This window comes from Echinicola arenosa, assembly GCF_014841125.1.
Taxonomy (GTDB): Bacteria; Bacteroidota; Bacteroidia; order Cytophagales; family Cyclobacteriaceae; genus Echinicola; species Echinicola arenosa.
The window spans coordinates 169,198-184,360 of sequence record NZ_JACYTQ010000007.1; the positions used below are offsets into that span (position 1 = coordinate 169,198).

Below are 15,163 nucleotides of genomic sequence, written 5' to 3' on the forward strand. Positions count from 1 at the left end.
ATGAAGATTTTATTTAAGGTATATGTACTGATAGGCGTGTTTTGCACCCATTTGGTAAATGCTCAGGATTTTGACATAACGGTAGCCAAAGATGGCTCAGGAGATTTCAGTACCATTCAAGAAGCTTTCAACAGCATTCCCGATTTCAGAAAGAATGTCACTCGGATTTACCTGAAGCCGGGGACCTACAAGGAGAAGTTGACCTTGGCCGCTACTAAAACCAAAGTCCATCTTATTGCTGATAATGCAGCTGAGACAATTGTTACTTATGATGATTTTGCCTCAAAGAAAAACAGTTATGGGGAAGAATTGGGAACAACGGGCTCCTCCAGTTTCTTTGTTTTTGGGGATGAATTCTATGCCAAGAACATCACTTTCGAAAACTCCTCAGGTCCTGTGGGGCAAGCTGTAGCGGTTAGAGTCGATGGTAATAAGGTGATTTTTGAGAATTGCCGATTCTTGGGCTTTCAGGATACATTATATCCCCATGGAGAAGATAGTAGACAGTATTACAAAAATTGCTATGTGGAAGGAACAACCGATTTTATCTTCGGGTGGTCCACAGCAGTTTTTGAGGATTGTGAGATTTATTCCAAAGAAGGCGGGCAATACATAACAGCCGCTTCCACCGATAAGAAGACCTTGCACGGTTTTGTGTTTATCAATTGTAAACTTACCGGTGATGCGCCAGAAAACAGTGTATACCTTGGGAGACCATGGAGGGAATATGCCCAGACTGTTTTTATAAAAAGTGAATTAGGGTCACATATCAAAGCAGAAGGGTGGCACAATTGGGATAAACCTGAGGCCGAAGAAAAATGCTTTTATGCCGAATACAGGTCGACAGGCCCTGGTGCAGCTCCAGATGAAAGAGTACTTTGGTCATGGCAGCTTACACCTGATATCGGCGAAGCTTACACCACGCAAAACATTTTGAAAGGAGACGATAATTGGGATCCTACAAAAATGCTAGAGTAAAACCAAGTTAATTTAGATCAACAATAACCCTTACTCCAAAAATAATGAGCTTAAATAAATTTCTAGTAAATGTCATTTTATTAACTTTTTGTTTCTACTCAGTAGCAAATTCCCAAGACACCGAACTATCGGATGTTTGGGTTTCAGACCAAGGAGATGGAACTTTTATCAATCCTGTTCTGCATGCTGATTACTCGGATCCTGACCTTTGTAGGGTTGGAGCTGATTTTTATATGACAGCATCAAGCTTTAATGCTGTACCAGGTTTACCCATATTACACTCAAATGATTTGGTCAACTGGACGTTGATTGGTTATGCGTTGGATAGATTGACCCCTTATGATCACTTTAGTACACCACAGCACGGCAATGGCGTATGGGCACCATCCATTAGGTATCATAAAGGTGAGTTTTATATTTATTGGGGCGATCCTGATTTTGGGATTTACATGGTAAAAACCAAGGATCCAGCAGGAGATTGGGAAGAGCCAGTTTTGGTAGAGGCAGGAAAAGGATTGATCGATCCGTGCCCGTTATGGGATGAGGATGGCAAAGCTTATTTGTCCCATGCTTTTGCTGGAAGTAGGGCTGGCATAAAGAGTGTGCTGGTCGTTAAACCTTTGAGTCCAGATGGGACCAAAACCATCGGGGCTGGAAAGTTGGTTTTTGATGGCCATGAAAACCATCCAACGGTGGAAGGAACAAAATTCTACAAGAGAAATGGATACTACTATATTTTTGCCCCTGCTGGTGGAGTTTCTACAGGTTGGCAACTGATCTTAAGGTCTAAAAATCCCTATGGTCCTTATGAAGAGCATATTTCTTTAGCTCAAGGAAATACAGCAATCAATGGACCCCATCAAGGAGGTTGGGTTGAGTTGGAGAATGGGGAAAATTGGTTTTTGCACTTCCAAGATAAAGAGGCTTATGGTAGAATTGTTCACATGCAACCCATGTTTTGGGACAATGGTTGGCCTACTATGGGTGAAGATCCCGATGGAGATGGCACTGGCCAGCCGATATTACAATACAAGAAACCAAATGTAGGGAAAACATATCCATTAGCGACACCAAACGATACTGATGAGTTTGAGGGGAGTGACATTGGCCTACAATGGCAATGGCACGCTAATCCCAAGGCAACATGGGCTTTTGCGAATCCTTCCAAAGGATATCTAAGATTATACACAGACCAAATTCCAGAAGGAACCAAGAACCTTTGGGATGTACCTAATTTGCTACTTCAAAAGTTTCCTGCAGAAGCTTTTACAACTACAACAAAATTGACTTTTCACCCTAATGAAAAGTTACAAAATGAAAAAACAGGATTGTTGGTGATGGGGATGAGCTATGCGTACCTCGCCTTAGAAAGTCAAGAAGATGGTCTTTATCTAAAATATGTAGTTTGTGAGGATGCTGAACATGGGAAACCGGAAAAGGAAACAATGGTCAAGAAACTTTCCGGAAATACAATACAGCTAAGGGTTGAGGTAAAGGAAGGTGCTATTTGTCAATTTAGCTATAGTGAAAATGGGAAAGAGTTCACAGAAATCAATGAACAATTTACAGCTGTTCCGGGCAAATGGATTGGTGCCAAAGTAGGCCTTTTTGCAGTTAGAAATACAAAAATCAATGATTCTGGCTATGCTGATGTAGATTGGTTTAGGTTTACAAAATAATATACCCAATGAAAAACACCCTTTATATTCCCTTGATTTTAATAGGCCTTGTGGTTAACGTATTTCAGGTTAATGCGCAGAAAATTGCAGGTATTGATCCTACCCTGTACGAGGGGGTAGAGTTTGATATGCCCAAAGTGAGGCTGCCTTCTTTTACTAACAAGACGGTAAATATTATTGACTTTGGTGCTAAAGGTAACGGTATGTTTAAAAATACAGAAGCCTTTAAGCAAGCTATTGAACAGCTCAGTCGAGAAGGTGGAGGAAGGCTAATCGTGCCTAGAGGAATCTGGTTAACTGGTCCCATCACTTTGAAAAGTAATATTAACCTTCACTTGGAAGAAGGAGCTTTAATCTTATTCAGTAGAGATTTTGATGATTATGCTTTGATCAAAACAAGTTTTGAAGGGTTGAATACCGTAAGGTGTGAGTCTCCGATCAATGCCATGGAAGCAGAGAATATTGCCATTACTGGGGCTGGAGTGATCGATGGAAACGGTGATGCTTGGCGACCCGTTAAGAAAGGGAAAATGACCGATAGCCAATGGAAAGCCCTGAACAAATCTGGAGGAGTACTTTCGGATGATGGTAAAATCTGGTTTCCTAGTGAATCCTCCAAAAAGGGATATATGAGCAGTACCAATTTTAATGTGCCAGATTTGATCTCTCAGGATGAATTAAACTCGGTGAAAGATTTTCTTCGGCCAGTAATGGTGAGCTTAGTGAAATGTAAGCAGGTGCTGCTGGATGGCCCTACCTTTCAGAATTCTCCTGCTTGGAACATTCACCCCTTGATGTGTGAGGATTTAGTCATTAGAAATCTTAGTGTCAGAAATCCCTGGTACAGTCAAAATGGAGATGGACTTGACTTAGAGAGTTGTAAAAACACTTTGATTTATAATAACACTTTTGATGTAGGTGATGATGCCATCTGTTTCAAATCAGGGAAAGACAAAGACGGAAGAGAAAGAGGAATACCTACCGAGAATGCTATTGTAAAAAATAATACGGTATATCATGCTCATGGTGGTTTTGTAGTAGGAAGTGAAATGTCGGGTGGGGTTAAAAATGTCCATGTGTCCAAATGTACTTTTATTGGTACGGATGTGGGGTTGAGGTTTAAAAGTACTCGGGGTAGAGGAGGTGTCGTTGAGAACATTTTTATTTCAAACATTGATATGATCAATATTCCTACTGAAGCTATTCGATTTAACATGTTTTATGGCGGGAATAGTCCGATTCTTGAAGAAGATCAAGATGCCTCTGATGAAGCTCGGGACGAAAACATAGTGCCCGTAACAGAAGAGACGCCTGCTTTCAGGAATATATTTATGAAGAATATAACAGCAACAGGCTCAGGAAAGGCAGGCTTTTTTATGGGGTTGCCAGAAAAAAGCTTGGAGAATGTTCATCTAGAGAATGCAATACTTGAAGCAAAGGAGGGAATTACAGTAATTGATACCGATGGTTTGACTTTGACCAATGTAAAAGTAATGTCCGAAGAAACTTCAGCTCTGACAATCTATAACAGCCAAAACGTGGAAGTAAAAGGTTTCGCCTTTAGCGAAAATGGCAAAAAGCCTGTTCGGGTTTTAGGTAAGTTGAGTCGTAATATTCATTTAGACCTGAATGATTTTGAGGCTCATCAGGATCAAGTAAGCTTAGGGAAGGACCTTCCCAAAGACGCCGTAAAAGTTCAATAATTATGAAGAATAGATTACTTATAATATGTTCTTGTTTAGTCATAGCCGTAGGGCTGACTTCATTTGTGATAAAAGATCACGAGATCACCATTTTTTTGATAGGTGACTCTACATTGGCCAACAAGCCATATTCCGGGAGCAATCCAGAAAAAGGTTGGGGGCAAGTATTTGGGCTTTATTTTAAGGATGGAGTTCGAGTAGAGAATCATGCCCTCAATGGACGTAGTACTAAGAGTTTCAGGGATGAGGGGCATTGGGACAAAGTACATGAGAATATTCAGCCGGGTGATTATGTCTTGATTGAATTTGGTCATAATGATCAAAAAGATAAGTCCCCAGAACGATATGCTGCTCCAGATACAGATTATCGAAACAACTTAATCAGGTATATCAAAGAGACTTATGAGAAAGGAGGCAAGCCTATTTTGGCCACCCCTATTTCAAGAAGAAGTTTTGATGAAAATGGTGTGCTAGTGGACACTCATGGGCGGTATTCGGAAGTGGTGAGGGAAGTAGCGGAAGAATATGATTTGCCACTTTTTGATATGCACAAAAAGACCATAGAAGTATTGGAGCAATTTGGAGTGGAGAAGTCCAAAGAGTTGTTTCTTCATTATAGACCAGGTGATTATGAAAGGTTTCCCGAAGGTAGAGAGGATGATACCCACCTTTCTCCGACAGGGGCATTTAAATTTTGCGACTTGGCTGTGGAAGAATTAAAAAGAGAACTTCCAGAGCTGGTCATTTTCTTAAAAGAATAAATAGAGAATAGATACTATGAAATATACCCAACTTGTTCTTCTGTTTTGCATTCTTGTAGCCTTCCGGCCAAAAGATAAGATTACCAAAGTCTATTTGATAGGTGATTCCACCATGGCTGATTACAGCGATAACTATGATCCTGGGAAAGATTATATGAAAACAAGATATCCAGTGACAGGTTGGGGCCAAGTTTTCCAACCTTTTATGAGTAAGGAAAACTTGGCCAGTCTAAAAGGAATCATTCAAGGGGATTCGGTGATAGTAGATGATCGAGCGAGGGGAGGAAGAAGCACCAGAACTTTTTTTGAAGAGGGTCGATGGAGAAATGTTTATGAAGCGCTAAATGAGGGAGACGTGGTCTTAATGCAATTTGGGCACAATGATGCTGCGGAAAATAAACCAGAGCGATATGTGAATATTGAGGGCTATAAGGAATACATCAGGCTTTTCGTGAACCAAACCAGGCAAAAAAAGGCAACTCCAGTTGTTTTGACCCCGGTCAATAGAAATTACCCTTGGAAAGAAGGAAAGCTTCAAAATGTACATGGAGAATACTATCAAGCCGCAATAGAAGTAGCAACGGAACTGGATGCTTTTTTAATTGATCTTACACAATTGTCCATGGATCATTTTAACCAAAAAGGTAAAGAATATGTCACGGATCACTATTTTATGAATTTTGGTCCGGGGATTTATGAGGCATATCCAGAAGGAAGTAATGATAATACCCATTTTCAACCTGAAGGGGCCAAAGCGGTAGCCGGACTGGTTTATCAAGCTATGACTCAATTGAAAGTTAATTAACAATTTTATTTTGAGATATGAATTTGGCGATTTCACTTCTATGCAGAAAAAGTCTTGTATTGGTCATCTTTCTGATAAGTACTTTAAGTCATCTCAGCTTTTCCCAACAAGTCAATTCCTATCCAAAAGATGGCAAAATTAAGGATCTAAAAGGAAAAGTTCAGGAAGATATAGTAGTGGCTAAAGACGGTTCAGGAGATTTTTTATATATCGCTGATGCATTGGAGGCCATCAGGGTGTATCTACCCAAACCAATAACTGTCTACATCAAGGAGGGGGTTTACAAAGAAAAGCTAGAAATACCTGGAACCATTACCAATGTTACTTTCAAAGGAGATGGTCCTGATAAAACCATCATTACTTTCGATGATCATACCGGCAAAAATTACATGGATACTTTTGATTCCTATACACTTTTGGTATGGGGCAACAGTTTAATATTTAGGGACCTGACCATTCAAAATACAGCAGGAAGTGTTGGGCAAGCGGTGGCATTGCATGCTGAGGGAGATAGATTGGTTTTTGAAAATTGTCATATAAAGGGAGACCAAGATACCATGTTTGCTTCTGGTGAGAATAGCAGACAATATTATAAGGATTGCTATATAGAAGGTACGACTGATTTTATTTTTGGATCTGCTACGGCTTTATTTGAGAAATGTGAAATTTATTCTAAAACCAATTCGTATATCACAGCAGCTTCTACTCCTAATTGGGTGGATTACGGCTATGTATTTAACGGCTGTAAACTTACTGCCGCAGAAGGTGTTAATAGGGTTTTTTTAGGTCGGCCATGGAGAGATTATGCCCAAACCGTGTTTATTGATTGTGAAATGGGAGATCATATTGTACCTGAGGGCTGGCATAATTGGGGTAGTTTGGAAAAAGAAAAGACTACATACTATGCCGAATATAATTCTATTGGACCAGGAGCCAATATGAAGTCAAGGGTAGGTTGGGCACATGAGCTTACTGATGAAGAGGCCCTTGCTTTTACCAAAGAAAATATTTTTAAGGGGAGTGGTAAGTCCATAAATGCTTATGGTTTTGCATGGTATGGTTATGAAAAAGACACTTCTTTTACTTTGAATAGTTCATATAAGAAGTACAGTAAAAACCTTCCTGATATCCAACCGGTTTATGCAGCGAGTATAGGTGGAGTGCAGGAGGAAATGAATATTCCATATAAAAAGCTAGGCTATCGAGAGCTTAAACTGGATGTGTTTTGCCCAGAAAATCAAGGGACAAAAACCATTCCCGGAATATTGTTTGTGCATGGAGGAGGATGGAAATCTGGGGATCGTTCTTTGCAAATTCCTTTGGCCAAAGCTTTGGCGGCAAAAGGCTATATCACTGCTGTAATGGACTATCGGCTATCTTTAGAGGCCCCCTATCCTGCGGGAGTCCATGATGTAAAAGATGCGATTAAATGGATAAAAGATCATGCCAATGAATTCAATGTGGACACTACGAGAATAGCCATATCCGGTGGTTCAGCTGGTGGACAGCTAGCCGCTTTAGTGGGGACGACAAATGGTATGAAGAAATATGAATCAGATCACGGAGACTACCATTCTAGCGCTGATGTGCAAGCCATCATAGATATGGATGGTGTTTTGGCTTTTCATCATCCAGAGTCTTCTGAAGGTACTGTGGCGGCAGAATGGCTTGGAGGCACTTCGGAGGAAGTACCTGAGGTTTGGGATGAAGCCTCGGCATTGTATCAGGTAAGTGACAGAGCGGTTCCTGTATTATTTCTAAACAGTCAATATCCTAGGTTTCATGCAGGCCAGGATGATATGATTCAAAAGTTGGATCAGTTAGGGATTTATTCAGAAGTACATTCCTTTCCAAATTCCCCGCATCCTTATTGGCTTTTTGAACCTTGGTTCACACCAACAGTAAATTTAACGGATAAGTTTTTAAGAAAAATTTGGTGAGTAAAACGCTTTTTTACTTCAAGATTTCGGAATCGATTGCGTAAAAGGTAATCGATTGCACAGTATTGAATCGATTTAGTATTTGATACTCTAATATTTTTGAGTGATAAGATTGATTGTTGTGTAAAATGTCTACATAATAGATATTAATATTGAAATTATGAATAAGTGTGAAATTTACTTGTATATAAAAAATATATTCGTTAATATGCAATCGATTGCGCAATCAATATCAAATTGCACGATCATTTAGTCACTTGATTAGTAAACCCTTAATTAGAATAACATGAAATTCCCCCGCATTACGTCCCCTCCGCGGACATAGCTGAAACCTACTTTTATTGTGTGGATTTAAAAAAGAGAGTTATCGACTTTCTGATCACAAATATTTATTAACAAAACCCAATCAATATCGAAATGAAGTTTACCAAAAACTTATCGGGTATTACCCGATATCTCTCGCTGTTTTTGCTGCTTACGGTATTTTCCATGGTTGAACTTTACGCTCAATCATTGACGATAACAGGAGTAGTGAAGGGCTCGGATGGTGAAACCGTTCCTGGTGTCACCGTATTGTTAAAAGGAACTGGCACTGGTACAAGTACTGATATGGATGGTGCTTATACGCTTGCCGTCGACGATCCTAATGGAACCTTGATCTTTTCATCTATTGGGATGATAAAGCAAGAAATCGCCATTGAAGGTAGGAGTACCATTGATGTGACCATGGAAATGGATGTAGCACAATTGGATATGGTAGAGGTGGTGGATTACGGTTATGGAACTGTCAAGCGAACAGATATGACAGGTTCCGTGGCATCAATGTCGGGCAAGGAACTGGCAAAAATTCCTGTAGCCAGTGCTGCACAAGCCATTACAGGACGTCTTCCCGGTGTAAATGTATTGACTACTGACGGTTCTCCAGATGCAGAAGTGGTTATTCGTGTTCGTGGTGGAGGATCTGTCACTCAGGATAACTCACCACTGTATGTAGTGGATGGGTTTATCGTAGGAAGCATACGTGATATTCCTCCCACAGATATAGAGACCATCACGGTTTTGAAAGATGCTGCAGCAACAGCTATTTATGGTGCGCAAGCCGCAAACGGTGTAATTGTTATCACCACCAAAACTCCTCAAGCTGGAAAAACTTCTATTTCTTATAATAATTTTTTCCAATGGAAACAGCTTCCAAAGGACAGAAGATATGAAGTGCTAGACCCTTATGAGTATGTTTTGGCCAATTATGAATATGCTAAACTTCAGTCTGATGCAGCAGTAAGGAATTTTGAGAGATATTATGGAGTGTACGATGACTTGGAGCTTTATCAACAAAAGCCAGGAACTGATTGGCAAGAAGAACTTTTTGGCGATCCCAAATTAAGCCAATACCACAATTTGAGCATTTCTGGTGGGACCGAGAAAACAAAAATGATGCTTAGCTTGACCAATAATACAGATGAAGGCCTCATGTTAAATTCTGGTTATAAAAGAAATGTGATCAACTTTAAGTTAAGCCATGATTTGGCGGATAGGCTTAAAATGGACATAGGTACCAGAATTACACATACTATCGTGGATGGGGCTGGTACCTCGGGAAGTGCCCAAATCAATATCAAAGATGCAGTACAGACAAGACCAGTAAATGGTATTGCTGATGAATTGGATATTGATGTGAATCAAGTGAATTCCGAGGATGATTTCCAATCTTTTCTTCTGAGTCTGGTAAGTCCAGTGGAACTGGCCAAGCAAGATTGGAGAAAAAGAACAGAGTATGACTATGTATTCAATGCAGGATTGACTTGGTCCATCATTGATAATTTGGACTTCAAATCTACTTTTAATGGTTCCAGAGACTTTAGAAATGACTTAAGGTTCTATGGTCCTTTGACCGGAGAATCCTTCAATAATGGAGGTAGCTTACCTTTGGGAGTAAAAAGCGAAAGAAGCACCTTCTCTTACCGTTGGTTGAATAGTGTTTCTTATAAGTTTGACAACCTAGGAGATCATGATTTAGACTTGTTGGTTGGACAGGAAGTTTACTCCAGTGGTGGGAACAGTGATATGGTTCGTGTGGAGGACTTTAGACTTTCTATTACTCCAGAAGAGCTTTTTGCGAATATGACTTTTGGTAGAGTTGACCGGCATGAGACCAATGAGTTTACAGATGTAAATAGATTTTCCTTATTTGGTCGAGCCAATTACCAATACTTAGGTAAATATTTGTTTACAGCAACTATTAGGTCTGATGCATCCAGCAAGTTTGCTAAAGAAAATAGAGTTGGGATTTTCCCTGCCTTAGCTGTTGGTTGGAAAATTTCTGAAGAGGACTTTTTGAAAGCATCTTCTTGGGTAGATGAATTGAAATTGAGATTGAGTATTGGTGAAACTGGAAATGACAGAATTGAAGCAACTGCAACTCAGTTCTTGTTCCAAGGCTCTACCAACAGAGGTCCTGGATTTGGCAATATAGATAATGTTTATTACACGCCAAGTAGCAGTACGCTTTATAATCCTGACCTAGTATGGGAAACAACTGTAACCAAAAACATTGGTTTGGACTTTACCCTTTTCAAGGCTAAAGTTGAAGGTAGTTTGGATTTTTATAAGAACACGACCAAAGACTTATTGCTTCAATCTGCCATTCCGCCTAATACAGGTTTTAATACTCAATGGGACAATATCGGTAGTACCTCCAACAAGGGAGTGGAATTGGGGATCAATGCTTTCTTGATTGATCGGCCTGACTTCTCCTTATCTGTTAATTTTAATACAGGCTTTAATAGGGCCAAAGTTGAAGAATTGGACGGTACTAATGAGCGCTTCTTCCAGTCCAATTGGGCCAGTACGGATCTGAACAATATCAATGATTTCTACCTAAGGGTAGGAGGAAGAATTGGTGATATCTACGGTTACGTGACTGATGGAATGTATTCTACAGATGACTTTGAAGGATATGATGCGGTCGCAGATGAATATATTCTAAAAGATGGTGTACCCAATTCCACTTCTGTAGTGGGTAACACCAACTTAAGACCTGGTTTCTTGAAACTAAAGGACCTAAACGGTGATGGTGAGATCAATGCAGATGACCGACAAGTGATAGGAAACACCCTTCCTAAAAACCAAGGTGGATTTGGAATCAATGCCAGATGGAAAGGGTTTGATGCGGCAGTCTTCTTCAATTACCAATATGGCAATGATGTCTACAACACGGGTAAAATCCAATATAACCAATTCAGAAGGGTTACTTATGGTAACATGCTAACCACCATGTCCTCCGATAATAGGTTTACTTACTTAGATGTAGATGGAGCTTATACAGGCACCCCGGGTGAGATTGTGACAGACTTGGGTCAATTGGCAGAGTTGAATGAGAATAAGAATATCTGGTCACATAACAGTTATGGAATCGCTGGTGCGGTTATTCACAGTTGGGCGGTAGAAGATGGTTCTTTTATTCGATTGAACAACCTGACTCTAGGTTATTCTTTGCCTCGTGAATTGATTTCAAGAATAGGACTGTCTCAATTCCGTGTATATGCTACAGGTAGTAATCTGAAACTTTGGACAGATTATTCAGGATATGACCCAGAAGTGAGTACTACAAGAAGCAGTAGTTATGCTGCCCTGACACCTGGTGTGGATTATTCATCTTTCCCACGCAGCAGGTCTTATACCGTAGGCTTAAATATTACATTCTAAAAAGAGATTAGCAGTATTATGAAAATCAAATATATAATCATAACAGCAGCGGTGACCTTGATGAGCTCTTGTAGTGACTTCTTGGAGCCGGAATCGCTATCTACTTTCGATACCAATTATGTTTTCTCGAATGTAGATGATGCAAGAAAAGGTGTAAATGCAATCTATTCGCACTTTGGCCAAGATGCTTTCCGGTCAAGGTTGTCGAATAATATGACTGGCAATACAGATATAGAACGTCAAAGTGGTTGGAACAGCAATGGAGACCGTTACCAGATTTGGAACTTGGAAGCTTTAGAAAGCAATAGGGACTTGGAGATAGTGTGGACTTATGCTTATCAAGCTATTCGTGATGCCAATATTGCGATTGAAGGTTTGGAGGCTAGTGGTAAATTGGAATCCTCTGATGTAACAGAGGCCAATACCATGAATCACCTATTAGGAGAAGCTTATACCTTAAGAGCCTATTGGTACAGTATGCTGATCTATTACTTTGGTGATGTACCTTATATTGTGGAGGCTCCCAAAGCGGGCAACGACTTTAATCTACCAAAGGAAAACAGAAATGTGATTTTGGCAGGTGAGATTCAGAATCTTATAAATGTTGAAGCCAATATGCTTTGGGCAGACCAAGTACCTTATGGAATAGAACAAGTCAACAGAGAATATACTTTGGGGATGATTGCCAGACTGTCTTTACAGCGAGGAGGCTATTACTTGACTCCTGATTTGACCATGGCCAGAGAATCTGATTATTTGGATTACTATCAGATCGCCAAAGACTATACTGCAAAATTGATTTCGCTAAAAGACCGTGAATTACCAGAGGATTACCGTCAAGTATTTATGAATGAATGTAAATTCTTGACTCCGGTCAATTCAGATGTATTATTTGAAGTACCTTTTGCAGTAGGAAATGGAGATGTGGCATGGAATATTGGTGTAAGGGTAGAAGGTGGCCCTACAGCTGCCCATAGCTATGGTTCCGGAAATAACTACATGGCTATTCCGCCTACCTACTACCTTTCATTTGATACAACGGATATCAGAAGAGATGTGACTTGTTCATTGTATAAGATCAATCCTAGCTTCGAACAAGAGTTTGTAAATGGTGGTTTGGATATAGGACAAGGTAAATGGAGCCGCCACTTTTTGGATACACCTCCTGGTGCTTCTTCTGCCAAAGGAACTGGCATCAACTGGCCAATGATGAGATATCCTGATGTTTTGCTGATGTTTGCTGAGGCAGAGAATGAGCTGAACGGACCTACAGCGGAAGCCCAAGAGGCTTTAAAAAGAGTGAGAAGAAGGGCTTTTGATGCCACTTACTGGGGAACTAAAGTAGATGCCTATGTAGGGCAGGTTTCAGGTGGGAAGGACACTTTCTTTGATGCGATTGTGGATGAAAGAGCTTGGGAGTTTGGTGGTGAAATGATCAGGAAATATGAATTGATTCGTTGGGGGATTTATTCTGAGAAAATGGCTGAAACTGTGGAAGGATTGAAACAGTTGGCTGATGCTGCATTTAATGGAACTACTCAGTTTCCGGATTATATGTATTGGAAAACTGATGAAAGTGGAGACTTTACCATCCTCAACCCCAACAGAAGAGTTGTGGCTCCGCCGGATGATACTTGGAACCAACAGTCATTCTTGTTGGCCCTTCATAGCGACCAGTTCACTTATCAAGAGTGGATCACCAAGGATTGGGAAAATTACATCAATGGCCCTCAGCCAGGTGTAGTAAGGTATATTTTCCCTATTCCAGCATCAGCCATAGCCAATAGTCAAGGAACTTTGTCCAATGATGGCTACGGATTTTAAGAATTGATCTGTAATTCAAAAACACGAAGCAATGAATAAAAATATAAATAGAATATACATGGCCTTGTTTGTTCTTACGCTTGGGGTAGTAGCCTTGAGCAGCTGTAAGGAAGATGATGAGGTTTTTGATAGAACCAGGCTTTTCAGACCAGTGCTGAATGAGGATCTGTTTTCTGAAGAAAACACGATCATTGTCAATATGGGCAAAATGAAAGAGGCGATCTCTTACACAATTGAGGTAAGTAGAGATACTTTTAAAACAACAGATTACCTGTTTGAAACGGATACCAACTATGTGGTAATCGATGCTGCTTTGGTTGGAGAAGAGCTGTTCTGGAATACTTTGTACCAGGTAAGGGCTACCGCTCATGCTGATGATCCAGTCTATGATAGTAAAATAGCTGACCTTGGAAATGTAAGGACCCAAAGGTTTCCAACTATTCTCAATGAACCTGCCAGCTATGATGTGATTGATATTGCCGCACGTGTTACTTGGACCAGGGCAGGAGCTGCTGTAACTGGTGTAAAGGTATATGCAGGTGATGACCTTAAACTGACCACTCCACTGATGGATGAACAACCCGTAACTTCAGATGAGGAAGAGGCTGGTGAAGTAATCGTAACAGGGCTGGAGCCTGAAATGGAATACCAGATTGCTATTTACAGTGGGGAAACTTTGAGAGGATGGGTAAACTATACCACACTGCCAGCTGATATTGACCCGACAGCGCCAGGAGTAATTGATGTTAGGGAAAACTCAAGCCTTTCTGCTGTTTCAGATGCTGTGGACATGGCTCCTGATGGTGCCACTATTTTAGTGAAGCGAGGGGTTACTTATGATTTTCCAAGTAGTAACCTTAATAAGTCCATTACCATCAGAGCTGCTTATGGTTTCGGAGAACAAAAAGCCAAACTTTATACGACTGGTAATTGGGACATTGACAATGATTCGGATATTGACCATATCAGGTTTATAGACCTTGAGTTGAGAGGTGCAGACTATAGTGGGGATTATGTTTTCAACCCAAATCGATCCAATGTTCACGTGGGTGAACTAATGTTCGAAAACTGTAAAATAGGCACTTTTAGAGGTATCCTTCGGGTAAGAGGTACGACCGTAATTGATAACTATACCATTAGCAATTCTGTGGTGGATAGTATTGGAGGTTATGGTCTATTTACAGTGGATACTGAAGCAGATGCGATGATCAAGAATATCAAGCTTGAGAATTCTACTTTCAATAAGGTTCAGTGGGGAGTTACTTCAAGGAGCCAATCCGAATCTTTTGTTATAGAGAGTTGCACTTTTGCCAATTTTGTGGGTACTGGCGGTGGATTCTTTAGATACAGAGGAGGGGACGGCCAAGATAATGTGACCAATGGAATTGTGATTCACAACAGCATCTTCGGTCACAGTTGGGATGAAAGCCAATCTGACAGTTATGGTATCAGTGGAATTAATGATGGATTAGAGGGTACCAATTTCGATATAGTGAATGTCTACTCTACTAACGATTTCAGTTTTTCTAGTGGTGAAATCCCAGGATTCCCAGTAGGAAACTATGCTGGAGGTCAAAGTGATTTGTGGGTGAACCCTGCTCAGAACAACTTTAACTTCAAAGATAGTGGCTTCTCGGGAAGGTTTGACTCGGGAGATCCAAGATGGAGAGTTGTGCTTTAATGGGCTCTTCTTTTGAAAATAAATCAAAAAGGTGTGGCTAATTGGTCACACCTTTTCAATGAACTCTAAAACAGACCATGAAAATAA

9 protein-coding genes are annotated in these 15,163 nt (G+C 40.3%); all 9 read left to right on the forward strand.

The window, feature by feature from the left end; genetic code table 11:
• Positions 1–978: a pectinesterase family protein gene (locus IFO69_RS17660; protein ID WP_192011456.1), complete on the forward strand. Its 978-nt coding sequence runs from the start codon at positions 1–3 to the stop codon at positions 976–978.
• A gap of 44 nt (positions 979–1,022) precedes the next feature.
• The gene (locus IFO69_RS17665) at positions 1,023–2,657 is read left to right on the forward strand and encodes a glycoside hydrolase family 43 protein (protein ID WP_192011457.1); all 1,635 of its coding nucleotides are present in this window, start codon (positions 1,023–1,025) and stop codon (positions 2,655–2,657) included.
• An 8-nt stretch (positions 2,658–2,665) separates the two neighbouring features.
• Positions 2,666–4,360, forward strand: a complete 1,695-nt coding sequence (locus tag IFO69_RS17670; protein ID WP_192011458.1) for a glycoside hydrolase family 28 protein — start codon at positions 2,666–2,668, stop codon at positions 4,358–4,360.
• 2 nt (positions 4,361–4,362) lie between these two features.
• Positions 4,363–5,121 (forward strand): rhamnogalacturonan acetylesterase, encoded by a 759-nt coding sequence (locus IFO69_RS17675; protein WP_192011459.1) that lies wholly within the window; start codon positions 4,363–4,365, stop codon positions 5,119–5,121.
• 16 nt (positions 5,122–5,137) lie between these two features.
• Positions 5,138–5,926 carry a rhamnogalacturonan acetylesterase gene (locus IFO69_RS17680; protein ID WP_192011460.1) on the forward strand — a complete coding sequence of 263 codons (789 nt, stop codon included), beginning with the start codon at positions 5,138–5,140 and terminating at the stop codon, positions 5,924–5,926.
• Positions 5,927–5,943: 17 nt separating this feature from the next.
• Positions 5,944–7,866: a pectinesterase family protein gene (locus tag IFO69_RS17685; protein WP_192011461.1), complete on the forward strand. Its 1,923-nt coding sequence runs from the start codon at positions 5,944–5,946 to the stop codon at positions 7,864–7,866.
• 417 nt (positions 7,867–8,283) lie between these two features.
• On the forward strand, positions 8,284–11,571 hold the full coding sequence (locus tag IFO69_RS17690) for a SusC/RagA family TonB-linked outer membrane protein (RefSeq protein WP_192011462.1): 3,288 nt from the start codon (positions 8,284–8,286) through the stop codon (positions 11,569–11,571).
• A gap of 18 nt (positions 11,572–11,589) precedes the next feature.
• On the forward strand, positions 11,590–13,395 hold the full coding sequence (locus IFO69_RS17695) for a RagB/SusD family nutrient uptake outer membrane protein (RefSeq protein WP_192011463.1): 1,806 nt from the start codon (positions 11,590–11,592) through the stop codon (positions 13,393–13,395).
• A gap of 31 nt (positions 13,396–13,426) precedes the next feature.
• Positions 13,427–15,076, forward strand: coding sequence for a DUF4957 domain-containing protein (locus tag IFO69_RS17700; RefSeq protein WP_192011464.1), 1,650 nt, complete (start codon positions 13,427–13,429; stop codon positions 15,074–15,076).
• Positions 15,077–15,163 lie beyond the last annotated feature (87 nt).

Bases quoted from the DNA above. Each gene is read 5' to 3' on its own strand.
- IFO69_RS17670 (WP_192011458.1), top strand. From the start codon at position 2,666: ATGAAAAACACCCTTTATATTCCCTTGATTTTAATAGGCCTTGTGGTT.
- IFO69_RS17680 (WP_192011460.1), top strand. From the start codon at position 5,138: ATGAAATATACCCAACTTGTTCTTCTGTTTTGCATTCTTGTAGCCTTC.
- IFO69_RS17665 (WP_192011457.1), top strand. From the start codon at position 1,023: ATGAGCTTAAATAAATTTCTAGTAAATGTCATTTTATTAACTTTTTGT.
- IFO69_RS17675 (WP_192011459.1), top strand. From the start codon at position 4,363: ATGAAGAATAGATTACTTATAATATGTTCTTGTTTAGTCATAGCCGTA.
- IFO69_RS17660 (WP_192011456.1), top strand. From the start codon at position 1: ATGAAGATTTTATTTAAGGTATATGTACTGATAGGCGTGTTTTGCACC.
- IFO69_RS17685 (WP_192011461.1), top strand. From the start codon at position 5,944: ATGAATTTGGCGATTTCACTTCTATGCAGAAAAAGTCTTGTATTGGTC.
- IFO69_RS17690 (WP_192011462.1), top strand. From the start codon at position 8,284: ATGAAGTTTACCAAAAACTTATCGGGTATTACCCGATATCTCTCGCTG.
- IFO69_RS17700 (WP_192011464.1), top strand. From the start codon at position 13,427: ATGAATAAAAATATAAATAGAATATACATGGCCTTGTTTGTTCTTACG.
- IFO69_RS17695 (WP_192011463.1), top strand. From the start codon at position 11,590: ATGAAAATCAAATATATAATCATAACAGCAGCGGTGACCTTGATGAGC.